Raw genomic sequence first — 23,519 nt, 5'->3', positions numbered from 1 at the left:
GCGTGCGTCGCATGACCGCACCGATGAGCTCGCCACCACCCGTGCCCGCCGCCGGGGCGCGGCCCCCACTGCTGTCACGGGCGTTGCTGCTGCGTTTCGTGAGCATCCTCGGGGCGTCGACCAGCTTCTACCTGCTGCTGTCCGTCGTTCCCCTGTACGCGGCGGCCTCCGGCGGAGGCGGCGGCACGGCGGGGGCCGCCATGGGGGCGCTGATGCTCTCCACGGTCGTGGGCGAACTCGCCGCACCGCGGCTGGTCGCCCGCTGGGGCTACCGGGTGACGCTCGCGGCGGGGCTGGTCCTGCTCGGCACACCGGCGCTGGTGCTCACGGTCTCCGGGAGCATGGGGTGGATCGTGACGGTCTGTCTGGTGCGCGGTCTGGGCTTCGCGTTGACGGTCGTCGCCGGGGGTGCGCTGACCGCGTCACTCATTCCGGCCGACCGCCGGGGCGAGGGGCTGGCGCTGGTCGGTGTGGTGTCGGGGGTGCCGTCGCTGCTCGCCCTGCCGCTGGGCGTATGGCTCGCGCTGCATGTGGGCTACACCCCGGTCGCCCTCGCCGGGGCGGTGGCGGCGCTGGCCGCGATCGCCACGGTGCCGGGGCTGCCCGACCGCGATCCGGAGGCGGGGCCGCCGCTCGGGATGCTCGCCGGCCTGCGCACCGGAGCCCTCGTCCGGCCCGCCCTGGTGTTCGCCACCACCGCGCTGGCGGCCGGAATCGTCGTCACCTTCCTCCCGCTCGCCGTCCCGCGGCAGTTCGCGGGACTCGTCGCCGTCGCGCTGTTCGTGCAGCCCGCGGCCACCACGCTGGCCCGCTGGTGGGCGGGCCGCCGCGGCGACCGGCACGGGACGGCCGGGCTCGTCCTCCCCGGCCTGCTGCTGTCGGCGGGCGGGACGGGCGTCCTGGCGCTGACGCACAGCCCGGTCGCGGTCGTGGCGGGCGTCGCCCTGTTCGGCGTCGGCTTCGGCGCCGCCCAGAACGCCACGCTCACCCTGATGTACGCCCGGGTCTCCGCGCCGGGCTACGGCACCGTCAGCGCGCTCTGGAACCTCGCCTACGACGCGGGCATGGGCATCGGAGCCGTCGGTTTCGGAGCGCTCGCGGGCCGGACCGGGTACCCCTGGGCGTTCGCTGTCACCGCGGCGCTGATGCTCACCGCTGTCGTCCCTGCCCGGGCCGACCGTCGGGGCGGCGGTGCCGAGCGGTGACGCACGGCTGCGGCAGCACCCCGGCCGGCGGCCCGGACCGCTGCCCTGGCCGCTCCTGCGGCGAACAGGTGATGACGACGGGTCGGCGCAGCAGGGCAGGGGGCAACTGCCCCGCCCCGGTGGAGGATGTCAGCCGGACGCCGGGCCGGTGCCCGGCCGCGGACGGCAACGTCCGCCGGGAGCCCGCGGAGACGGAGAGGCCGTATGCACGCAGTACTCGTGACGCTGACGATCGAACCGGTGCTGGCACCGGTGGCCGCCGCCGCGCTGATGGAGGACATCATGCCGAGCGTGCGCTCGGCCCCCGGCTTCATCGCCGGGTACTGGATGGAGCCGGTCGACGGCCGCGGGCTCTCGATGGTGCTGTTCGAGAGCGAGGACGAGGCCCGTGCGGCGACCCCGCCCGCCGCCGACTGGACGGCCCCCGGGGTCACGATCGAGGGCACCGAGATCCGGCGGGTGGCCGCCACGGCACCCTGAGGCGACCGGCGCGTCCCGGCGCGCCGAACCGGGTGGCCCCGGGTTCCGCGCACCGGGAGGTGCGGCCGGCTCAGACCAGCGCGTTCTTGTAGAAGATGTTGGAGCGCCGGTCGCCCGGGTCGCCGGAGGCGAAGCCGAGGAACAGGCGGGCCTCACCGGAGTCCGTGCGGTAGACCGCCATGCCCTCCGCCTCACGGAACGACAGCGACTCGCCCGCCTTGGTCAGCACCGGACCCTCCTTGATCTTCCCGGTGTTGAGATCGATGCTCGTGATCTCCGAGTCGACCACGTTGCCGTTGGTGACGTAGTCCGTGCCCGTCAGGCAGTACAGGTACTGGCCGTACGCCGTGTAGCCCTGGAACTTCGGGGACTTGGTGGGCAGCGCGGGCTGGGGGAAGTTCACCTTCGGGGTGCCGAAGGTGCCCGCGGACGCCGCGGCGAGGTCGTAGACGGCGATGTGCTTGGCCCCGTCCTTGTGGTAGCGGGTGACCAGGGTGTTGTGGACCGGGTCGATGGAGCAGGTGTACTCCGTCGCGCCCGCGATCGGGGCGAACTTGCGGATCGCGGTGGAGGTGTTGGACAGCGAGCCGCCCTTCACGAACTTGAAGCGGGCCAGCCGGGTCCCGAAGCCGCCCGTGTTGGCGTCGACCTCGGTCCACAGGTAGCTGTCGGTGCCACTCGGCTCGACGCCGAAGGCCACGCCGTGCCCGAACCCGGAGAGGTGCATGTACGAGACCTGGTTGCCGGCGAAGTCGAGCTGGGTGACGCAGAGGTTGCCGAGCTCGTCCTGTCCGCTGCCGTTGCGCAACTGGGCCACGAAGAGGCGCTTGTTGACCTGGTCGAAGGCGAAGCTCTGCTGCACGGTGTCGTCGTGCAGCGGCTTGCCGCGGAACAGGTCGTAGGACGGCTGCGTCAGATCGAACCGGGCGGAGGCCGGCACGGCGGCGGACGCCGCGGCGGCGCCGTGGCCGAGCCCGAGGGCGGCGAGGCCGAGGCCGCCGCCGGCGCGGAGCAGACCGCGGCGGCTCAGCGGGGCGTCGAAGGCGCGGGGGGACATGTGTTCCTCCAAGGGGGAGAGCGGTCGAGTGAACGGCAGGTGGCGCCGGGAGCGGGAAGGGGCGGGCGCGGCCCGGGCCGTCCCCCAGGGATCAGCTGTCTGAACCTGATCATCTTTAGTGGCCGAATATCGATGCAACAGCAGGTTTCCAGACACCTTCTCGGCGATATTCGGTCAGATCCGACGGTGAAAGCAGCCCGGAGCCCTGGCCAGGCCTCGGGGGTCCCGCCCTCGCGGCCGCCGGACGGCTCCCCGGCGTGCGCCACGGTCCGGACGGCATGGGCGTGGGACGGGCGCACGGACGCCCCTCAGGGGGCCGCGGGGCCGCGCCTGGCCCGGCGCGGCGCAGGGCCCGCCCCCGCCCCTGAGGGCGGCCCCGTGGGCAGGTGCCGTCGGCCCCGGCCCCGCGGCCGGGCCGGTCTCACTCCTCGGACTGCCCGGCCCCGGCCCCGCGGCCCGGGCAGTCCGAGGAGTGAGACCTGGTCAGAGCCCTACGGGAGGGTACGGTCACCGTGTGTGGCGTCCGGGGGACGAACCGGTCGAAGTGTGGACGGCCGAAACACCCGGCCACGAGAACTGGATCACATCAGGGCAGCATTTTGAGCCACCTGGGCAGTACTGTCACCGACAAGCTTGGGTTTTGCACGGGGCAGGTAGAAGGGATCGGGCAATGTTCCGCAAGGTGCTGGTCGCCAACCGTGGAGAGATCGCCATCCGCGCTTTCCGGGCCGGCTATGAGCTCGGGGCGAGGACCGTCGCCGTGTTCCCGCACGAGGACCGCAACTCGCTGCACCGGCTGAAGGCCGACGAGGCGTACGAGATCGGCGAGCCGGGCCACCCGGTGCGGGCCTACCTCTCCGTCGAGGAGGTCGTCCGGGCCGCGCGCCACGCCGGTGCCGACGCGATCTACCCCGGATACGGATTCCTGTCCGAGAACCCGGACCTCGCGCGGGCGTGCGAGGAGGCGGGCATCACCTTCGTCGGCCCGAGCGCCGACATCCTGGAGCTCACCGGCAACAAGGCCCGCGCCGTCGCCGCGGCCCGCGCCGCCGGGGTGCCGGTCCTCGGCTCCTCCGAGCCGTCGACCGATGTGGACGAGCTGGTGCGGGCCGCCGACGAGCTCGGCTTCCCGGTGTTCGTCAAGGCCGTCGCCGGCGGTGGCGGCCGCGGAATGCGCCGCGTCGAGGAGCCCGGCGCGCTGCGCGAGGCCGTCGAGGCCGCGTCGCGCGAGGCCGAGTCCGCGTTCGGCGACCCGACGGTCTTCCTGGAGAAGGCCGTCGTCGAGCCGCGCCACATCGAGGTGCAGATCCTCGCCGACGGCGAGGGCGGCGTCGTCCACCTCTTCGAGCGCGACTGCTCGCTCCAGCGCCGCCACCAGAAGGTCATCGAGCTGGCGCCCGCGCCCGACCTCGACCCGGAGCTGCGGGCCCGGATCTGCGACGACGCGGTGAAGTTCGCCCGGCAGATCGGCTACCGCAACGCCGGCACCGTGGAATTCCTGCTCGACCGCGACGGCCGGCACGTCTTCATCGAGATGAACCCCCGCATCCAGGTCGAGCACACGGTGACCGAGGAGATCACCGATGTGGACCTCGTGCAGTCGCAGCTGCGCATCGCCGCCGGCCAGACCCTCGGCGACCTCGGCCTGTCCCAGGACACCATCCGGCTCCACGGCGCGGCGCTCCAGTGCCGCATCACCACCGAGGACCCGGCCAACGGCTTCCGCCCCGACACCGGCATGATCAGCGCCTACCGCTCGCCGGGCGGCTCCGGCATCCGCCTGGACGGCGGCACCGCCCACGCCGGTACGGAGATCAGCGCCCACTTCGACTCGATGCTGGTCAAGCTGACCTGCCGGGGCCGTGACTTCGACACGGCGATCGGCCGCGCCGCCCGCGCCGTGGCCGAATTCCGCATCCGCGGCGTGTCCACCAACATTCCCTTCCTGCAGGCCGTGCTGGACGACCCGGACTTCCGGGCCGGCCGGATCACCACGTCCTTCATCGAGCAGCGCCCGCACCTGCTGACCGCACGGCACTCCGCCGACCGCGGCACCCGGCTGCTCACCTACCTCGCCGACGTCACGGTCAACAAGCCGCACGGTGAGCGGCCCCGGCTGGTCGACGCCCGCAGCAAGCTGCCGGCGCTGCCCGCCGGTGAGCCCCCGGCCGGCTCGCGGCAGAAGCTCACGGAGCTCGGCCCGGACGGATTCGCCCGCTGGCTGCGCGAGTCGCCCACCATCGGTGTCACCGACACCACCTTCCGGGACGCCCACCAGTCGCTGCTCGCCACCCGTGTCCGCACCAAGGACCTGCTCGCCGTCGCCCCGGTCGTCGCCCGGACCACGCCGGAGCTGCTGTCCCTGGAGTGCTGGGGCGGCGCCACGTACGACGTCGCCCTGCGGTTCCTCGCCGAGGACCCCTGGGAGCGGCTGGCCGCCCTGCGCGAGGCCGTCCCCAACATCTGTCTGCAGATGCTGCTGCGCGGCCGCAACACCGTGGGCTACACGCCGTACCCCACCGAGGTGACGAACGCCTTCGTCCAGGAGGCCACCTCCACCGGGATCGACATCTTCCGGATCTTCGACGCGCTCAACGACGTCGGACAGATGCGCCCCGCGATCGACGCCGTCCGGGAGACCGGCTCGGCCATCGCCGAGGTCGCCCTCTGCTACACCTCCGACCTGTCCGACCCGTCGGAGACGCTGTACACGCTCGACTACTACCTCAAGCTGGCCGAGAAGATCGTCGACGCGGGCGCCCATGTGCTCGCGATCAAGGACATGGCCGGACTGCTGCGCGCCCCGGCCGCGGCCACCCTGGTCTCCGCCCTGCGCCGGGAGTTCGACCTCCCGGTGCACATCCACACCCACGACACCGCGGGCGGCCAGCTCGCCACCTACCTCGCGGCCGTCCAGGCCGGCGCGGACGCGGTGGACGGCGCCGTCGCCTCCATGGCCGGCACCACCTCCCAGCCGTCCCTGTCGGCCATCGTGGCCGCCACCGACCACTCCGAACGGCCCACCGGGCTGGACCTCCAGGCGATCGGCGCCCTCGAGCCGTACTGGGAGGCCGTCCGCAAGATCTACGCCCCCTTCGAGGCCGGTCTCGCCTCCCCGACCGGGCGGGTGTACCACCACGAGATCCCCGGCGGCCAGCTCTCCAACCTGCGCACCCAGGCCATCGCGCTCGGCCTCGGCGACCGCTTCGAGGAGATCGAAGCCATGTACACCGCCGCGGACCGCATCCTCGGCCACCTGGTGAAGGTCACCCCGTCCTCGAAGGTCGTCGGCGACCTCGCGCTGCACCTGGTCGGTGCCGGGGTCTCGCCGGAGGACTTCGAGGCCGAGCCCAACCGGTTCGACATCCCGGACTCGGTCATCGGCTTCCTCCACGGCGAACTGGGCACCCCGCCCGGCGGGTGGCCCGAGCCGTTCCGCAGCAAGGCCCTGGAAGGCCGCAGCGCCGCCAAGCCGACGCCGGAGGAGCTGTCCGCGGAGGACCGCGAGCAGCTGGACACGGACCGCCGCAGGACCCTCAACCGGCTGCTGTTCCCCGGCCCCACCAAGGAGTTCGAGGCACACCGCGACGCCTTCGGCGACACCAGCGTGCTGGACAGCAAGGACTTCTTCTACGGTCTGCGCCCGCAGCAGGAGTACACCGTCGACCTCGACCCCGGTGTGCGGCTGCTGATCGAACTGGAGGCCATCGGCGACGCCGACGAGCGCGGCATGCGCACGGTGATGTCGAGCCTGAACGGCCAGATGCGGCCGATCCAGGTGCGGGACACCTCGGCGGCGTCCGACATCCCGGCGACGGAGAAGGCCGACAAGTCCAACCCGGGCCACGTCGCCGCGCCGTTCGCCGGTGTGGTCACGCTGACGGTCTCCGAGGGCGACCGGGTGGAGGCCGGCGCCACCGTGGCGACCATCGAGGCGATGAAGATGGAAGCCACCATCGCGGCGCCGAAGGCCGGCACGGTCTCCCGCCTCGCCATCAACACGATTCAGCAGGTGGAGGGCGGGGACCTGCTCGTCGACCTCGCCTGAGCCGACGGTCCCGACGGGCCGGCCCCGGGCCGGAACCGACGGACCGGGAGTGGGGTGCGGGTGTGTGCGGAGTGCCGCCGGCCCGTACCCCACTCCTGTCCGCCGCCGCGGCCGGCCTCCCGCCGGCCGTAGGTGCGCGGCTGGAAGGCGGTCGCCCCCGCAATCTCCGGACCCCCGCGCCCGTCGTCAGCCCTCCGGGGCCCAGCGGTCCAGTGAGAGAGCGTTCTTGGCGTGCTCCATGGACGCCTCGGAGGCGGGACCGCCGGAATTCTCCGTGGCCAGCGCCTGGTTGAGGGAGACGAACTCGCGCATCCGCCGCTCGTAACCGGAGTACGCGGCACGGTGGTCGCCGCCCGCCTCCGCGAGGCAGTCGGCCAGTACACAGGCACCCACCAGCGCCAGGCTGGTGCCCTGCCCCGACAGCGGGGAAGGGCAGTAGCCGGCGTCACCGAGCAGCGCCACCCTGCCCCGCGACCAGTGGTCCATCCGGATCTGGGCCATGGCGTCGCAGTAGAAGTCGGGCGCGTCGCGGGCGGCTTCGGCGAGACGGACGCCCTCCCACCTCAAGGACGCGAGCCGGTCGGCAACGAGGCCCCGGAGGGCGCCGTTGCCGCGGAGCTCCGGGGCCAGGGGAGCCGACTCGAAGCCGAAGGCGATCCTGAGCTCGGTGTTGTCGCGCACGGGCATGATGCCGAAGCCGGCGTCGCCGTCCCGCAGCCAGATCTGCCAGTCCTCCAGGCCCAGGAAGTTCTCCGCGCCGAACACCGAGAGGTAGCTGCCCAGGTGACGGGCGAAGCGCTCCTCGGGGCCGAAGGCCAGCCGCCGGACGGTCGAGTGCAGCCCGTCGGCCCCGACCACGAGGTCGAACCTGCGGGACGCCGCGAGGGCGAAATCGACGTGCACGCCCAGCCCGTCCTCGTCGAGCGCGGTGACACTGTCGCCGAAGAGGTACTCGACATCGGCGCGCGTGTGCTCGTGCACCATCCGCACCAGGTCCTCACGCAGCAGCTCGATGTCGTCGCTGTCGAGCCGGCCGCTGCTGAACGTCGCCTCGGTGGAACGGTCGATCTCCTGCCCGTCGGGGGCGAGGACCGACATGCCGCGCATCCGTGTGCGGACGCCCCGCGCACGGTCCAGCAGCCCCATCCGGTCGAGCACGTCGAGCGCTACGCCGCGGACGTCCACCGCCTGACCGCCGGGGCGGGGAGCCGGGGCGCGTTCGACGACGGTGACCCGGAAACCACGGCGGTGGAGCCAGTGGGCGAGCACGGGCCCGGCGATGCCGCCGCCGGAGATGAGAACGGTCTGCACGGTGAATCCTCCAATACGCTGTACGCGTACTGAACGTATGGCGTACGCGCACCCGCTTCAACTGGCTCAATGGGCCATCTGTACTAGGGCAGTTGGGCTCCGTCCGGCGTCCTCGCTGCTAACCTCTGCGCTAGTACAGGACAGGAAGGCGGCATGACGTGACGGAGCCCACAGGACCATCCGGCCGACCGCCCTATCGGCGCATCGTCGACGACATCCGGCGACGCATCCTCGACGGCGACCTGGCCCCCGGGGACCGGGTCCCCTCGACCCGACGGATCGCCGCGGACTGGGGCGTCGCGCTCGCCACCGCCACCAAGGCGCTCACCACCCTGCGCCTGGAGGGCCTGGTCGAGGCCCGCCCCCGGGCCGGCACGGTCGTCGCCGGAACCGCACCCGTCGCCCCGCCCCGCGGACACGCCTCACCCGGCCCGGCCCCCGAACCGGAGCTCACCCTCGACCGGATCGTCCGCACGGCCGTCGACATCGCCGATGCCGAAGGGCTGTCGGCGCTCTCCATGCGCGGGGTCGCCACGCGGCTCGGCGTCGCCGTCATGTCGCTCTACCGGTACGTCCCCAGCAAGGACGATCTCGTCCTGCACATGGCCGACGCGGCGTTCGGCGAGGAGAGCTACCCCGACGATCCGCCCGAGGGCTGGCGCGCCCGCGTCGAACTGGGCGCCCGGACCTTCTGGACCCTCTACCGCCGGCACCCGTGGCTGGCCCAGCTCGGTTCCCTCACCCGTCCGTTGCCGTTGCCCCGTCTGATAGCCCACGCCGAATGGATGCTGAGCGCTCTCGACGGCCACGGCCTGGACCCCACCAGGCTGTTCGACATCCACCTGCTGATCTACAGCCATGTGCAGGGCCTCGCGGTCCACTTGGAGCGGGAGGCGCACGCCGAGGCCGCCACGGGCCAGTCGGAGGACCAGTGGATGGACAGCCTGGCCCCCGACCTCGAGGGCCTGATGACATCCGGTCGCTTCCCGGCCTTCGCCAAGGTGGTCGGCTCCTTCGGCGAGGGGTACGACTTGCGGCTCGACGCCCTCTTCGCCTTCGGCCTCGAGGCACTCCTCGACGGCCTGACGCCCATCATCGAAGGCGGCCGGGGCGGCCGACCGGACACGGCGGATCCCGGAGTTCGGGACGCGGGCTCGACGCCTTGAGCGATGTCCTGGTCCCGGCGCTGCTCGCCGCCGGTCGCGTCACGCTCCTGGGGTGCTGTGTGCTGCCGGCCTCGCGGGTGCGCGGGGCTCTCCGGGGCCCTGCGATGCACGGCACCGGACCACGCGGCCGTATCGGGCGCTCAAGTGCAAGGACCGTTCAGAACGGACGGCCGTACGGCCGCTCCCGCACCCGGTCGTACACCTCGCGCAGCCAGGGCTGACGCACCGCGGGCAGCCGGGCCAGCGTGTGCAGGAAGGCTTCCCCGTCAGGCCGGAACCGTTCCCGGGGATGCAGCGGCAGCGGATCGTCCCGGAGCACACCGTCGGGCAGTCCACCCGTCACGGGAACGGGCACCCGTGCGCGGGGGAACGCCAGATGCAACCACACATCGGCCGCCAACGGCACGGCGGTGGTGGCGCCGGGCGGCTGCCACACCTGCCCCGTCTGCGGATGGCGCGGCACCAGCGCGATGTCGGGCGCCGGGCCGGACGCCGCCGGGCCGGACGCCGCCGGGCCGGACGCCGGCAGGCCGGGCCCGGCCAGGACCACGCGCCGCGCGGGCCGCCCCGGCGGGAGCAGCACGTCGAGCGCGGGGCCGAACGTCTCCGCCGGCAGCCCGCCGGGGACCGCCACCGGTGTGCCGGCCGAAGCCGCCACCAGGTGGGCCAGGGACGTCCCGACCGCCGCCGCCCACCCAGGACTCCACGCTCCGGACGGTTCGACCGGCGGAGTGTCCTCCCACTCCTCGGCCAGCGCTTCCCAGGCGACCGGCGGCCGGTCCGGGCCGGCGGGGAGGCGGCGTACGGAATCCCGGGCGAACCACACCGCCTGCCAGTACGAGCAGTCGTCGACGCGGGTCGCCACGGCCCGACCGCAGTGCACACAGGCCAGGTTCGGCCCGTCCCGCCCGTCGAGTCCCTGGCAGTAGCCGTCGCACCGTTCGGGGATCAGGGCGACATCGCGGATGTCGCCCGGCGCGACGGCGATCGCTCCCGGTGCGCCGAAGGACAGGCTGCGGACCGGCGCGAACACGCCACGGGCCGCTGCTTCCCCGGCGCCGATCTCGCTCCAACGCCGCCACGGCGGCCCGGACGGCTCCGGGTCGACGGCATACGTTCCCGGTTCCATCAGCGCGGGGAGCAGGGCGTGCCCGTAACTCCGACGGGCGTGAACGGGAAGCGCGACCTGCGCAACGGGGGCGGTCAGTACGGCGCCGCACCCCGCGCACGCGAACACGGCCATGGACGCTCCCTCCCCCTGGACCGCATTGTCCCGGCGCGGCGGTCGCAGGCCAACAGCTTTTCGTCCACCCCGGCCACCCCCGGTGCGGGGTCCGGCTCCAGGACGCCGCCGCGCGCTGCCGAGGCAGCAGGTCCGAACCTTCGGCAGTGGCACGACGGACCCGGAGTCAGGGGCGGGAAGCGGCCCCGCGTGTCGACGGTGCCATCACGAGTCGGAGAGAATGGTGCGATGAGGTTATATACCCGTTCAGTCGTGCTGGTCTGTGCCGGAGCCCTCGCCCTGTTGTCCGGCTGCACCGCCGACGGCGCGACCCGCTCCGAGAAGCCCGTCGCCACCCCCGGCCCCACGGCCACCACCACAGCCGTCTCGGCGGACGCGGCCCGGCTCGCCCACCGCTACCGGCGCGCCGGCGGACTCCGGCACGTCTACGGAATCGAGCGGCGCGACGGTCCCGGCGGAGCGCCGCTGCTGATCGTGCGGACGCGCGACGCGGACGGGAGCGCCGCGACCTTCGACGAACTGAACGGCTCGATCACCAGGTTCCTCGCCCGTGAGCGGGACCTCCCGCTGCGGAAGGGGTACTTGATGGATGTCTTCGGACCCGACGGCTCGCTCCGGCACCGCTTCGACGCCCGGCCCTAGGATCTGATGCCCACGACCGAATGCCGGGGTCGCGTGTCGTGCGGCGATGAGTGGTGCTGCGTCGCTCCGTGGGCCGGACCGCGGTCGGCGCGCCGATCATCCGTGAGGCAGTGGGGTGCCCGTCGCCCGCTCCACGAGCCGTACCGGAGGACCGGACTTGTCGGGCGAAGGTGAGAGAAAGGTGCGCTCCGGGCGAAGTGGCCCCGCGGATGCGGCGCGACAGCATCACCCGGAGGAGTGGCGTGCACCGGCGGCCCGTCGGCGGGCCGCCCGGAGCTGTCGGGCTATCCCGCGGTTCTGCCCGGGATCCCGTTCCGGCGGCGCAGGTCGCTGAAGTCGAGGGCCTCCTCCGTCTCCCGCTTCACCTGCTGCATGGTCTGGCGGGCCTCGGTGAGGACGTCACCGTGTTCCTGGACGAGGCTGTCGTAGATCGGCGCCTGGGGACGATCGTCGGCCGGCATGGGGGACTGCTCCCTGAGATCGGGTACGTGGGGAAGGCCGTCCGTGGTGTCAGCGGTCGGCCGGAGAAGACCTTACGTGCCCGGGAGGCCACCGTGAGCACCGGACCTCCTCCGGGGAGGAGCCGGGGCGCGCAGCACGCGCCGCGGAGCGCCGCCGGTCGCCCGACTGTGCGCCTCGCGCGCCGCTGACCTGGTGCGATGCGCGGGGCGTGTGGATCCGGTCGCCTGCGCGGAACGCCTCCGGCACGCCGTGGCGTTCTGCGTCTTCTGCCGCGTAGCGGGGGTGATGTCGGGTACTCGGAGGCTATGCCTGGATACGCCGTTTCTCCGACGAAGAATCCTGTGCACTCCGCCCTGCGCGCGGCTCCGGACGGACCGGGACGGCATCGCCGCCCGACGCGTCGTACCGGACGCTGGCGGCGGAGGCTGCTCGCCTACCGCGACGTCGACATCGTCGCGTCCCCGGCCCCCTCTCCCGAGGACGCCCGGTGTCTGCTGCTGGTGCACGGCCGGTGCGTGATCGGCAGCCTCACCTACCGGCTCTGTGAGCACTGTTCCACCGGAGTGATCACAGCGGCGGAGTTCTCCGGCGTGCTCCGGGGCGGCGGTCTGGGCACCCGGGCCATGTCCAGCCTGCGCGCACGCCATCCCGGAATCTCCTGGTGCACCGTGCTGCACCGCAGGGCGACGCGCGTTCTCATGCACCGGCTGCGCATTCCCGAGACGTCGAGCAGCCCGTGCCGCCACCTCGGCGCGGGCCCGCGGCCCGCCTGACGTATTCGGCCCGGCGCCCGGTGCCGGCGCTCTGTACTGTCTGCCGCCGCCCGGTGCGGGTGCGTGGCACGTGCCGTCCCTCCCGCGCGTCCCGCTGATCAGTGGCCCTTTCGCCGGGGCCCTGACGGCGTGCGGTACCTGCTGACGGTAGCCCGCCGCACGTGCTCTCCCGTCCGTGTCCGCCGCACACCTCGGGGTCCCGTCCCCGAGGTGTGGTGAGCCCGTCCGGCGAAGGCCCGCTGACAGGGGCCCCGAAGAAAGGCCCCTGAACTCGCCCTGACGCGCGGGAAGAACGTCGGCGTCGGCACGCAAGGCCCCTCTGATGCATCCCGCTCCCAGTCGGCGGAATATCCGGAACGGCCTCTCCTGTATGGCCTCGGCAGGCAACCTGCGGGCCCTCCCGGCGGTCCTCACTCCAAGGTGAGCGATCCGTTGGTCTGTGCCGGGCGCACCGCGCGGTTCCCGCGGCGGTGCCGACCGGCGGCCGGTCGGCCGTCGATCGCGACGTGTCGAAGGTCACGGCATACCTCGCCGGATCCGCCCCCTGGCCCGGAGCTGCCCCCAATAGCCCTGGTCAGGGCCGCATTTGCCCCACATCAGGGGTTCGCGGGAGGTGCCGGAAAAGGTGTGTCACGTCCCTTCATCAGGCCGCTTGCCGTGATCAAGAGGCAATCATTCGGTAAAAACAGTTCAACTTCTTTCATGTGACGGTCATTCTCTCTTCGTTCTTACTGACTTTTCGTCATCCCCCACGAGGAGACCGAGTGATATCTGCCTCCCCGCAGCGCCGTCGCATCACCGCGGCGGCGCTCACGGCCACGGCGGCCATGGTCGCCGCCGGACTTGCCGGATCCGCTTCGGCGCAGCCGCTGCAGGCCGCCGAAGCAGCCGCGCAGTCCAGTCGGGACAGCGCCATCACCCATGCCGAGGCGAACGTGGCCCGGAACGCCGCCGCGTTCGGCTTCGGCAAGGGCCAGGAGCTCAAGGTCAAGGACGTCGTCATCGACTCCGACGGCACCCAGCACGTCCGTTTCGACCGCACCTACCGCGGACTGCCCGTCGTCGGCGGCGACTTGGTGGTGCACCAGTCCAGCGCCGGCGCCTACCAGGGCAGCACCCGGGCGAGCGAGGGGAAGGTGGCGGTGAAGTCCGTCTCTCCCACCGTCTCGCCCAAGAACACGGCGTCGAACGCGCTGAAGCGTGCCGACGGTGTCCGCAACGCCACCTCCAAGCCGGTGCTCGTCGTCTGGGCCGCCGAGGGCGCCCCGCGGCTCGCCTGGCAGACCACCGTCAGCGGCTCCGGAGCCCACGGCGAGCCTGCGGGCAAGGTCGTGGTCACCGACGCCGCCACCGGCCGGCAGATCGAGACCTACGACGCCAAGCACCAGGCGAATCGTTCCGGCATCGGTCGCTCGGAGTACACCGGGAAGGTCCGTCTGGACACCACCCGGCAGTCCAACGGCCGCTACGCGCTGAAGGACCCGAAGCGCGGCACCGTCACCAAGGACGCGCGCAACGCCGACGCCGACTCGGTGAACGCCTCCACCGGCAAGCTCTTCACCGACGCCGACAACGACTGGGGCGACGGCAAGAAGTTCTCCACCAACCGCGCCACCGCGGCGGTGGACGCCCACGCCAACACGGCCATGACGTGGGACTACTACAAGAAGACGTTCAACCGTCGGGGCATCAAGAACGACGGCAAGGGCGCCACCGTCCTGGTCCACGTGGGCACCAAGTGGGACAACGCCGCCTGGGACGACGCGTGCTTCTGCATGATGTCGGGTGACGGCAACGGGTCCAACGACCCCGAGCAGGTCGACCTGGACACCATGGGCCACGAGATGACCCACGGCGTCACCAGCGCCACCGCCAACCTGCGCTACAGCGGTGAGTCCGGCGGCCTCAACGAGGCCACCAGCGACATCCTCGGCACCATGGTGGAGTGGCACGCCAAGAACCGCTACGACAAGCCGGACTACCTCTTCAGCGACCAGTCCACCCCGCCGTGGCTGCGCCGCTTCGACAAGCCGTCCCTCGACGGAGCCTCCAAGAACTACTGGAGCTCCCGGGTCGGCCAGGAGGACGTGCACCACTCCTCCGGCGTGGGCAACCACTGGTTCTACCTGGCCAGTGAGGGCAGCGGGAAGAAGAAGATCAAGGGCATCACCTACAACAGCCCGATCTACCGCGGCTCCTCCAAGGTCACCGGCATCGGCAACGGCAAGGCGTCGAAGATCTGGTACCGGGCGCTGACCCGGTACATGGTCTCGACGACCAACTACAAGGGTGCCCGCAAGGCGACGCTGAAGGCCGCCGCCGACCTCTACGGCAAGCGGAGCAAGGAGTACAAGACGGTCGGCAAGGCCTGGGCCGCCGTCAACGTCCGCTGACCCCGGCACCACCACGGTGCGGCCCCTTCCTTCCGTGAGGGGCCGCACCCGGGGCGTTCCGGTCGCTCCGCGCGACGGAGGGGGTCCGGCAGGCGGCGCGTCCGCCTGCCGGACCCCCGGTACCCCGGCGGGCATCACCAACGTAGGGTGCGCGCAAGCGAGGTGGGACCGCTGGCGACTATGGCCAAGAGCCCATGTGTGATCCAGAATGATCCGATGGTCACGCTTCGGACTCCCCGTTTGATCCTGCGTCGCTGGCGCGAGGAAGACGTTGCGCCCATGGCTGCCGTCAATGCCGACCCCGAGGTCATGCGGTGGATCCGTGACGGCAGCGTCCGTGACGAACAGCAGACTCGCGGCGGGGTCCGGGCATGGGAGAGCGAGTGGGAGTCACAGGGCTTCGGCCTGTTCGCCGTGGAGATCCGGTCCACCGGTGAGATGGCCGGGTTCACCGGCCTTTCGGTGCCTCACTTCTTTCCGGAGGTACTGCCGGCGGTCGAGGTCGGCTGGCGGCTGGGACGTTCCCACTGGGGGCAGGGCTTGGCCACCGAGGCCGCCGCGGCCGCTGTACGGTTCGCCTTCGAGGAGCGAGGGCTGGAGCGGATCGTCAGCATCGTTCAGGTGGGCAACGACGCCTCCGAACGGATCGCGGCCAAACTGGGGATGCATCCGGTCCGTGAGACCGTCAGTCCCACCTTCGGTCGGCGAGTGCGGGTGTTCGAGCTGTCGTCGGACCAGTACGTCGCAACCACGCGTTGACGGCGGCTCCGAGGACGGTGGCCTCGTAGCGGACCGCGAGTCCGTCGTACCTGGTGGCCACGGCTCAATGGCTCTTGAGGTGATCGATGGCTGATCGAGCCTGCGGCATGATCCGTCCCAGCCGCCACCGGCGCCGGGCGGTTCGGGATACGGGAACGCCCGGACCGGCCGTGACCAGCAGGTATATGCGTCACCTGGAACGCCGGAACGGAACGCCGGGCAGCTTCGGGCATTCTTGGCACCGAGTGAGGCCCCGGACCCCGCCCCTGATCCCGACCCGGTGACGGCCGCACGGCTGAGGGGACTCCAACGGATGGGACCACGCGGGGCGTGACGAGACGACAAGAAGGCGGCGCATGACGGGGCGGAGCGAGCTGGAAGCGGTGGCCGCATCGCGGGACTCCTGGGACACGACCGAAGGCTGGGCGAGGCAGGGCGACGCGGAGCGGGTCGGCGCCCTCGGCCGCGTGCTCGCCGAGCAGTACGAAGCGGCCGCGAAGGCGGTGCGCGGTCTGGACTCGCGCCTGGGGCACCTGATGCGGGTGCTCGCGCTCACGCCCGGCAGGCCCTTCGTGGAGCAGCTGCTCGTGCTGCACCGCGAGAGCCGGGAGCGTCCCGAGGGAATGCGCCCCCGGTTGCTGGCCTCCCTCATCGCGGAGGGGCAGCCCCTCCGGGACGCGGCGTACGTGCTCTCCGACGAGGCGACCAGGTCGGGCGACGAACTCAGGGCCTGCCTGTACCACGAGTTGCTGCTGCGCGGTGAGAACGCCGACGAACTGCACCGTCTCGCGGGCACCGCGTTCATCGTGCCCGAGTGGCACCGTCTCGCCTGGCTGCCCGACCGGCTGGCCGACATGGAGTACGGCGGGGAGTTCCCCGGCCGTTCCTACCGGGGAGCCGTCGGTGTCGGCTACCCGGACATGGCGTCGCGGCAGTGGGTGGACGCGGCCGCACGGCGCGCCGCCGTCCGGTACTCGGTCCACGAGTCGACGCCGGCGCATCTCGTCGAGGCCATCGGCGGGCCGCCGTCCGTCGGGGGATGGGGCGGCTACGAGGCTCGGGTCTTCACCTCGCGGGAACGGATCGACCCGGCGGACCTCCCCGGCGTGCTCGCCGGGCTGCCCATGGACTGCGTGGCCGGGCTGGGCGAACTGAGCCGTTTCGAGGCCGGGCCCTGCCCGTTGGACGAGGTGTGGCAGACGCTGTTCGCGACGGCTTCGGCCGGCGGCATGTACGCATCCGGAGTGCACGGTGCCTACGGGCGGCTCAGCGCCTGGCGCGCGATCGCCGGACTCGTCGGCGCGCAGCGGGACGCCGGCGCGGCGGAGGTGGAGCGGCTGGCGGTGGCGTGCACATGGTTCCGCTTCGAGGCCGACACCGAGTGGTTCCACAACGAGATCAGCGACTACGGGATCGCCGCCGTGGCGCCGGGTGGCCGCCGGATCGCTGTGCTGGCGGCCACGGACACGGACTGAGTCCCTTCCTCCACCACCCGTTGCACGCCGGTCGGTCCACTCGCGCCCGCTCTTCCGTACGGTGCCGTACGGGCGGTGGTAGCCTTGCTCCATACGGCACCGTATGGAGGGGGTTCTGCTGTGAGGCTGCCCGTGACCGCGCACACCGGCCGTCCCTGGCGGATCCACGAGATCGCCGGCGACTTCCAGGTCGAGGACGTGTGGGAGCTGCCGACGCCCGGCGGTCCCGACGACCTGACGTGGCTGGTGCGGCAGATGGCGAACGGGGACGGGGCGCACCGCACGTCCCCGGTGTCACGGCTGCTCTTCGCAGTGCGGTGGCGGCTCGGGCGGCTGCTGGGCTGGGACGAGCCCGGTGCGGGCCTCGGCGACCGGGTGGCGACGCTGCGGGACCGGCTGCCCGCGGACCTCCGCGAGGGGCCTCGGGGCCCGGACTCCCGGGGGACTCCGTTCACCTCTCTCTATCTGACGCACGACGAGTGGGCCACGGAGACCGCCAACCGGACCGTGCATGCGGTGATGCACATCGGGTGGGTGCCCGACGGCGCCGGCGGCTACCGTGGCCGGATGGCCGTTCTGGTGAAGCCCAACGGCCCGTTCGGCGTCCTCTACATGGCGGCCATCAAGCCCTTCCGGTACCTCGGGGTGTACCCGGCGCTGCTGCGGGGGATCGGCAACCGGTGGCAGGCGACGGCCGGTGAGCGGAGCGCGGCCTGACGGGGGCCGCGGGTGCAGCCTGAGCCGGACGGGGTGCCGTTGCGCAGCAGGTCGGTGGCCGGGTTCTCGCCGGACCTCAGCGCCGTTCGAGCGTTCCCCGGACGAATGCCGCCTGACCGGCGTGCTGGAGGTCGTCGGCGATGACGCTCACCAGCCGGACCCCGAGGGTCACCGGGGGATTCCACGCCTCGTCCACGACCCGGTCCAGCGCCGAACCGTGGAGCCCCCGCACGAAGCCGACCGTCCGCTCGTGGACGGCGTCGGCATAGCCCAGCAGCAGACCGGCGGAATCGACGCGCACCTGGCCGACCTGCCTGCGGGAGTGGCCGAAGCCGGTGGCTTCCACGGGGAACGGCAGCGCGAACCGCTGCGCCCACCCCCCGGCGCTCCACACCTGCTCCCGGCCCGCCGCGTCCGCGATGTGATCGTCCTGAATCCTGGTGAGGTGCCACACCAGCCAGGCGATGGAATTCGCTCCGGGATCGACGCGTGCGTGGAGGTCCTCGGCCGGAAGACCCTCGACGGCTCCGTGCACGGACTCCTGAATGCGCTCGAACGCATCGATGAGCAGGTCTGCGGTGTTCATGAGACGGTCCCCGGTTGTCGTGGCAGGGGTGCGGACCTCTCACCTTGGCGTGCCTCGGTGCGCCGTGCCGTACGACACGCCCCTCCGGGGCGGCAGCGGGCGGAATGCGCCCGCAGGCTCCCGTGAGGCGGTGCGCGACATGACCGCGGCCTGAGGGCAGGCTCCGGGGCCGGGTTTTCCGTCCTCCCGCTCGCGGTGCTGCCGGGCGGTATCGGGGCACCCGTTCGGATGGCCGGGCGTCCCGTGTCCGGCTCCACTGCACACGTCGGGAGTACTGGGTCGCCGGAATCCGCAACGCAGTCAGTCGTGCGGCACCGCACGGCATACGGCGGTCCCTGTGAGCCACCGGGGTGAATTCCGCGAACCCGCTCTGGTTGCGGTGTTCGAGCGCGCTGCCATATTGGTAACGCTCGCGTCTTTCTCCGGCCAGTCGGGAGAAGAACACCGGGCATGTCCCCGAGTAAGGAGTGAGGAATGCGCACCTCCGTCACAGTGTCTCTCCTGGCTGTACTTTCGGCTGCCACTCTTGGCTTTGCGGGTTCGGCTGCCTCTGCCGAGGAGCTGCACACCCCCGCGAGCAGCCGGACGCAGGACGATCCCGCGGACAGCCGAATGCAGGATGAAAACACGGATGACCAGATGCAGGAGGAATCCGCGGACAACGGGCAGCGTGACGAGTCCGAGGCGAACGGATCGGGGTCCGAGGAGAACGGATCGGGGTCCGAGGAGAACGGATCGCAGCAGAACGAGTCCGAGGAGAACGGATCGCGGCAGGACGAATCCGCGGAGAGCCGTGTGCAGGACGAGCACGCGGTCGAGACCTGGCAGGAATGGCCTGCGGGCAGCATTGAGTGCGCCAATGGCGAGCAGACCGTTTCCCCGTCCGTCGGCGGAGTTGTCGGCGAGGCCTCCCAGGAGCCGCAGGGATCGGTTGTCTGCCAGGTCGGTGAGGGCAATTCGGCCGTCACCTACCAGCCGAGCATCTTTTTCGTGAACACCGGCACGATCGCCATTTCCCCGGCCTCGACCCAGGCCGCCTCGGCCCCGGCGCAGGATGCCTCCGCGACCCAGGATGCCTCCGCGACCCAAGATGCCTCGGCGACCCAGGACGCCCCCGCGGCGGCCCAGGCCTCGCCGGCTCCGGCTGCCTGAGCGGATCCCGGCACGCCCGTACGCAGGCCCTCACCTCTCCGTGAGGGCCTGCGGCATGCCCGGGCCGAGGGACCCAAGGCATGCACCGGATGCGGGCGGACGTGCTCGCGGGGGTCGGCGCGACCGGCGTGGCCCGCCCCGCCGTCGGGGCGTGCTGCGGGCGGGCGTCGCCCGGGCACGGCCGATGACGGAGGTGCTCAGCGCAGGGTGTTGCGTGTGGCGGGGAGTGACGGCATGGCGCCGGCCGACGCCGCGGACGTGCCGCACAGGGCCTTCGACAGCAGCTTCTCGAAGTGCGCGCCCTTCGAGGGGTCTTCGCCGTAGGGGTTGACCGACACCGCCACCCGGTGACGTCCGTTCTCGCTGCCGAGCATGGCCGTCGAGTATCCGTCGATGCCGCCGAGGTGACCCCACTGAGGGCCGCAGGGGGTCCGGTAGCGGATCACTCCGAGCCCGTAGTCCCCGCCCAACTCGGTTGCCGGAACGGTCCTCTTCATCTCGTTCAGCTGGGCGGCCGGCAGCAGGCGGCCCCCGAAGAGCGCCGCGAAGAAGCGGTTGAGGTCCCGGGTGGAGGAGATGCCGGCGCCGGCCGCGTCCGCGATACTGGGGTTGAGGCGGCTGACGTCCGCCGGCCCTTCGGGCAGCGGCAGATAGCCCTTGGCGTGCGGTCCGGGGATGCGCGTGGAGGTGGCGGGCATGCTGGTGTCCGTCAGCTTCAGCGGGCGGATGATCCGCCGGTCCACCTCGTGCTGCCAGGTCCGTCCCGTGACCTTGTCGATGAGCATCCCGGCGAGCACATAGTTGGTGTTGGAGTACTTCCAGCCGCGGCCGGGCGGGAAGTAGGGCGCGTGCCGGCTCGAGATGTCGGCCAGTTGCTGCGGACGGTAACTCTTCCAGCGGCCCTCGGCCAGGTACCGGCGCAGATCCTCCTCGTTCTCGGTGGCGAACTGCGGGTCGGTGGTGTAGTCGAAGAGGCCGCTGGTGTGATTGAGCAGCTGCCGGACGGTGATCTTCTTGGCGTTCGGCACCACGCCGGGCAGATACCGCCCCACGGGGGCATCGAGCCGGATCCGTCCCTCGTCCACCAGTTGCAGGGTCACCGTGGAGACAAAGGTCTTGGTGACGCTCCCGATCCGGAACCTGCCGTCGGCCCGGGCCCGTTCCCCGGTCGCGAGATCGGCCTTCCCGGCGGCTCCGCGCCACTCGACCCGTCCGCGGTCACGCAACTCGGCGAGCGCCGCCGTCGCCCCCGCCTTGTCGACCAGGGCCCCGAGTTCCGCCCTCAGATCCGTGCGCCCGTGCCGGCCCTCGGACACCGGAGCCGGCTCGGCCGGGGCGGCCGACGCCACCGGCGCGAACGCCGGCAGACTCGCTCCGGCCAGTACCAGAGCGCACAACCGGAGTCCGATGCGGCGTCGGGCCGATAACTGCATGTCGGTCATTGCTGTCCCTCCCGGGGGGCCGGACTGTCGGCCCCTCGTGCCCAAGATTGCCAGCCGGGGCACCGCGGGGCGTCCTCCCACAGGAGCAGACCGGATTTCCCCCTCGGGAAGGATCCCGCGACGGCCGGGCGGGGTCCCGGCTGATACCCGGGACCCCGCCCGTGGGCCTCCCGCGAGGGGCGGGCCGCGGCCCGGACGGCCGTCGCGGCCGATGTGTCAACGCGCGGCCGAGCTGAATGCCTTGGCGAAGTCGTTCGCCGACTGGTCGACGCCGCTGCACGTTGCGGCGGCACGGCCGCCCGAGCCGCCGGGGCACGCCTTGTCGCGGCTCGCCGACCACATCGACACCCACGCCATGTCCTTGGACCGGGCGAAGCGGGCGACCTTGGCCGCGTCGGCGACGGTGAAGACCTCTTCCTTGACGTCGTTGACGCCGATCATCGGGGTGACGGCGATGCGCCGCCAGGTCTCCGCGTCGGAGGTGCCGAGGACGCCCTTGAGCGCCCTGTGCGTGTTCTCGACGGCGTCGATGGCGTAGTCCCCCATCCGTCCGTCCGGGTCGGGTGCCGGGGACGCGCCGTAGTTCATGGCCATCACGTTGACCGCGCCGATGTCGACACCGTGCGACTTCGCGTTGCGCAGCAGCGACACGCCGTCCGGGGTGAGGCCGCGGGGCAGCACCGGCAGGGTGAACGACACATCGAGGCCCGGGTGCGACTTCTGCAGCGCCGCGATGGCCCGGTTCCGCCGGTCGTTGCCGGCGTCGTCGGCCAGCGCACCGTTCTCGATGTCGAAATCGACCTTTTTCAGCTTGTAGCGGTCGATCACCTGGGAATAGGCGGAAACCAGCTTCGGGACGGACGGGCACGACCTGGCCAGCTCGTGGCCGCTCTGACCGCCGAAGGAGACCCGGACATCGCCCTCGGCCGACCGCAGGTCGCCGAGTTTCGCCGCCACCCGGTCCTGGCCGAGCGGGGTGGAGCCGCCCCACGCCGGTGTGCAACGGCCGCTCGGCCCCACGAAGGCGAGTGTGTAGTCCTTCACCCCGATGGTCCGTGCGGTCCCCGCCACATCGAAGGATGCCGCCAACGAGGTGTCGACGTACGGGGCGAACGGCACGGACACCGGCTTGGGCTCCCGCGTGGAGGGAGCCGGGGACGGCGGGTCGGAGTCGTCGCGGCCGGTGGGGGCGGGGCCCGCGGCCGGCGGCCGGTGCGCTGTGGTGCCGCCGTCGTTACTCAGGGCCCACGCCGCCCCGCCGATCACGCCCGCGATCACCATGGCGCCGCCTGCCAGCCATGCGCCCCGGGCCAGGCCCCCCGCGGTGGACCGGCGGGATATCGCACCGTCGGTATCGGGCTCGCGGGCCGCTGTTCCGTGGCGCGGTTTGCGCCGTCGTCCGGTGGGGTGTTGGGGCGGGAGGGAGGTCATAAGACCCTTTCGGCAGGGGGTGGTGCAAGATTCACATGGTAGTGCGGCGTCCCGTCGCGCACCCCGGGATCGGCCGGACACCCTCGGACCCGGCGAGGACCACCGCCGGCGGGAATGCGCAGGCCCCACGTCGCCGGAGCACAGGAGCCCGTGGGCCGATCACGCCGCGCGGACTCCGTCCGCGGGGGAGCCCCTGCCTGCATCCGCCTCTCCGGAGCATGGCCGGGGAGGCGGATACGGATGAACGGTCCGGCACGTCGGCTCTGCGGCTGCCGAAGCCGCAGAGCCGACGTGCCCGTCACCGTCGGGCCCGCACAACCGTGGTGCGACGAACCATCCCTCGATCAGGGGCAGTTGGCCATGGAGTCGCCCGCGTCGCGGCTGCACGAGTCGAATCCGAGACCGCCGTCGAGGCTGTCGTTGGCGTTCACCCCGTCACGGGTGTCGAGCGTGTCACTGCCCTCGTGTCCGGCCAGGCTGTCGTTGCCGCTGCCTCCGATCAGGGTGTCGTTGCCGGAGTCCCCGTTCAGGGTGTCGTTGTCCTCATTGCCGTTGAGCGTGTCGTTCCCCGCGTTGCCGTTGATGGTGTCGTTCCCGGCCAGACCCGAGATGGTGTCGTTGCCGGGGCCTCCGTTGATGGTGTCGTTCCCCGGGGTCGCCGCCGCCCGGCCGGTGGCGCCGGCCGGATCGTCGCCGACGAGGCGGTCCGCGTGCGGCCCGCCGTTGAGCAGGTCCTTGCCGCCGCCGCCGAAGAGCGTCGCGGGGGCGTCCACATTCGGGGACACCGTGATGTCGTCATCGGCGTCCTGCCCGTTGACCAGCACGGCCGTGGGGAGCGGGCAGGCCACGGAGTTCTGCGACCGCGCCTCGCACGGGGCCACCGCGCGCACCTCGTCCCCGGTGTCCGACACCAGGACGATGCCGCCCTGGCGGCGAACGGTGATGTCGTTCGCCACCCCCTGGCCGGCCGTGACCACCAGGGTCCCGGCCGTCAGCTCGACCACGGTGCCGCCCGCGGTCCGCCCCGGGCCGTCGGTGAGCGCGGCGGCCGAGGCCGAGGGGCAGGTCCACGCGGCGCAGAGCAGCGCCCCGGCCGACAGGATCACGTGACTGCGTCGCACGGTCATGGCGTTGCGTCTCCTTCGTGGTGCGGTGGCGGCTCGTCGGGGGCTCTCCG

19 protein-coding genes are annotated in these 23,519 nt (G+C 72.1%); 11 read left to right on the top strand and 8 right to left on the bottom strand.

Features of this window, described 5'->3' with window-relative positions; genetic code table 11:
- Positions 1-11 precede the first annotated feature (11 nt).
- Together ACFYYR_RS26620 and ACFYYR_RS26615 are read left to right on the top strand one after the other, a co-directional pair.
- A complete protein-coding gene (locus tag ACFYYR_RS26620; protein WP_388858535.1) occupies positions 12-1,205 on the top strand; it encodes an MFS transporter in 1,194 nt (397 codons plus the stop codon).
- Positions 1,206-1,409: 204 nt separating this feature from the next.
- Complete coding sequence (locus ACFYYR_RS26615) at positions 1,410-1,685, top strand: hypothetical protein (RefSeq protein ID WP_388858532.1); 276 nt, start codon at positions 1,410-1,412, stop codon at positions 1,683-1,685.
- A 70-nt stretch (positions 1,686-1,755) separates the two neighbouring features.
- Here the strand turns inward: ACFYYR_RS26615 and ACFYYR_RS26610 are convergent, their stop codons facing one another.
- Positions 1,756-2,742: a teichoic acid biosynthesis protein C gene (locus ACFYYR_RS26610; protein WP_388858528.1), complete on the bottom strand. Its 987-nt coding sequence runs from the start codon at positions 2,740-2,742 to the stop codon at positions 1,756-1,758.
- Positions 2,743-3,412: 670 nt separating this feature from the next.
- Between ACFYYR_RS26610 and ACFYYR_RS26605 the strand changes: the two genes are divergently transcribed.
- On the top strand, positions 3,413-6,790 hold the full coding sequence (locus tag ACFYYR_RS26605; protein WP_388858525.1) for a pyruvate carboxylase: 3,378 nt from the start codon (positions 3,413-3,415) through the stop codon (positions 6,788-6,790).
- Positions 6,791-6,976: 186 nt separating this feature from the next.
- On the opposite strand, the gene ACFYYR_RS26600 is transcribed toward ACFYYR_RS26605, so the two are convergent.
- A complete protein-coding gene (locus ACFYYR_RS26600) occupies positions 6,977-8,101 on the bottom strand; it encodes an FAD-dependent monooxygenase (protein WP_388858523.1) in 1,125 nt (374 codons plus the stop codon).
- Positions 8,102-8,259: 158 nt separating this feature from the next.
- Between ACFYYR_RS26600 and ACFYYR_RS26595 the strand changes: the two genes are divergently transcribed.
- Positions 8,260-9,267, top strand: a complete 1,008-nt coding sequence (locus ACFYYR_RS26595) for a TetR/AcrR family transcriptional regulator C-terminal domain-containing protein (protein ID WP_388858520.1) — start codon at positions 8,260-8,262, stop codon at positions 9,265-9,267.
- Between the two features lie 157 nt (positions 9,268-9,424).
- On the opposite strand, the gene ACFYYR_RS26590 is transcribed toward ACFYYR_RS26595, so the two are convergent.
- Entirely contained in the window at positions 9,425-10,510 is a 1,086-nt protein-coding gene (locus ACFYYR_RS26590) for a hypothetical protein (protein WP_388858517.1), read from the bottom strand.
- A 228-nt stretch (positions 10,511-10,738) separates the two neighbouring features.
- Between ACFYYR_RS26590 and ACFYYR_RS26585 the strand changes: the two genes are divergently transcribed.
- Complete coding sequence (locus ACFYYR_RS26585; RefSeq protein ID WP_388858515.1) at positions 10,739-11,152, top strand: hypothetical protein; 414 nt, start codon at positions 10,739-10,741, stop codon at positions 11,150-11,152.
- Positions 11,153-11,436: 284 nt separating this feature from the next.
- Here the strand turns inward: ACFYYR_RS26585 and ACFYYR_RS26580 are convergent, their stop codons facing one another.
- Positions 11,437-11,613, bottom strand: coding sequence for a hypothetical protein (locus tag ACFYYR_RS26580; protein ID WP_388858512.1), 177 nt, complete (start codon positions 11,611-11,613; stop codon positions 11,437-11,439).
- Positions 11,614-11,955: 342 nt separating this feature from the next.
- Between ACFYYR_RS26580 and ACFYYR_RS26575 the strand changes: the two genes are divergently transcribed.
- The 5 genes from ACFYYR_RS26575 (at position 11,956) to ACFYYR_RS26555 (ending at position 17,731) form a co-directional block, all read left to right on the top strand.
- Positions 11,956-12,387: a hypothetical protein gene (locus tag ACFYYR_RS26575; protein ID WP_388858509.1), complete on the top strand. Its 432-nt coding sequence runs from the start codon at positions 11,956-11,958 to the stop codon at positions 12,385-12,387.
- 764 nt (positions 12,388-13,151) lie between these two features.
- Entirely contained in the window at positions 13,152-14,780 is a 1,629-nt protein-coding gene (locus tag ACFYYR_RS26570; RefSeq protein WP_388858506.1) for a M4 family metallopeptidase, read from the top strand.
- A 216-nt stretch (positions 14,781-14,996) separates the two neighbouring features.
- Positions 14,997-15,539 carry a GNAT family N-acetyltransferase gene (locus tag ACFYYR_RS26565; protein WP_388858750.1) on the top strand — a complete coding sequence of 181 codons (543 nt, stop codon included), beginning with the start codon at positions 14,997-14,999 and terminating at the stop codon, positions 15,537-15,539.
- Positions 15,540-15,895: 356 nt separating this feature from the next.
- Entirely contained in the window at positions 15,896-17,014 is a 1,119-nt protein-coding gene (locus ACFYYR_RS26560) for a DUF6183 family protein (RefSeq protein ID WP_388858503.1), read from the top strand.
- Between the two features lie 120 nt (positions 17,015-17,134).
- Positions 17,135-17,731 carry a DUF2867 domain-containing protein gene (locus ACFYYR_RS26555; protein ID WP_388858500.1) on the top strand — a complete coding sequence of 199 codons (597 nt, stop codon included), beginning with the start codon at positions 17,135-17,137 and terminating at the stop codon, positions 17,729-17,731.
- Positions 17,732-17,807: 76 nt separating this feature from the next.
- Here the strand turns inward: ACFYYR_RS26555 and ACFYYR_RS26550 are convergent, their stop codons facing one another.
- Positions 17,808-18,317, bottom strand: coding sequence for a DUF664 domain-containing protein (locus ACFYYR_RS26550; RefSeq protein WP_388858497.1), 510 nt, complete (start codon positions 18,315-18,317; stop codon positions 17,808-17,810).
- A 474-nt stretch (positions 18,318-18,791) separates the two neighbouring features.
- Between ACFYYR_RS26550 and ACFYYR_RS26545 the strand changes: the two genes are divergently transcribed.
- Complete coding sequence (locus ACFYYR_RS26545; protein WP_388858494.1) at positions 18,792-19,469, top strand: hypothetical protein; 678 nt, start codon at positions 18,792-18,794, stop codon at positions 19,467-19,469.
- Between the two features lie 197 nt (positions 19,470-19,666).
- Here ACFYYR_RS26545 and ACFYYR_RS26540 read toward each other — a convergent pair whose 3' ends face one another.
- From ACFYYR_RS26540 to ACFYYR_RS26530, 3 genes are all read right to left on the bottom strand, one after another.
- Positions 19,667-20,911 (bottom strand): serine hydrolase domain-containing protein, encoded by a 1,245-nt coding sequence (locus ACFYYR_RS26540; protein ID WP_388858491.1) that lies wholly within the window; start codon positions 20,909-20,911, stop codon positions 19,667-19,669.
- Between the two features lie 216 nt (positions 20,912-21,127).
- Positions 21,128-22,192 carry a chitinase gene (locus tag ACFYYR_RS26535; protein WP_388858489.1) on the bottom strand — a complete coding sequence of 355 codons (1,065 nt, stop codon included), beginning with the start codon at positions 22,190-22,192 and terminating at the stop codon, positions 21,128-21,130.
- Between the two features lie 494 nt (positions 22,193-22,686).
- Complete coding sequence (locus tag ACFYYR_RS26530) at positions 22,687-23,469, bottom strand: calcium-binding protein (RefSeq protein ID WP_388858486.1); 783 nt, start codon at positions 23,467-23,469, stop codon at positions 22,687-22,689.
- Positions 23,470-23,519: the final 50 nt, after the last annotated feature.

The organism is Streptomyces sp. NPDC001922 (assembly GCF_042891165.1).
Classification (GTDB): domain Bacteria; phylum Actinomycetota; class Actinomycetes; order Streptomycetales; family Streptomycetaceae; genus Streptomyces.
The sequence above is the reverse complement of the archived record's forward strand: the minus strand, read 5'-3'. Positions and strand labels throughout refer to the sequence as shown.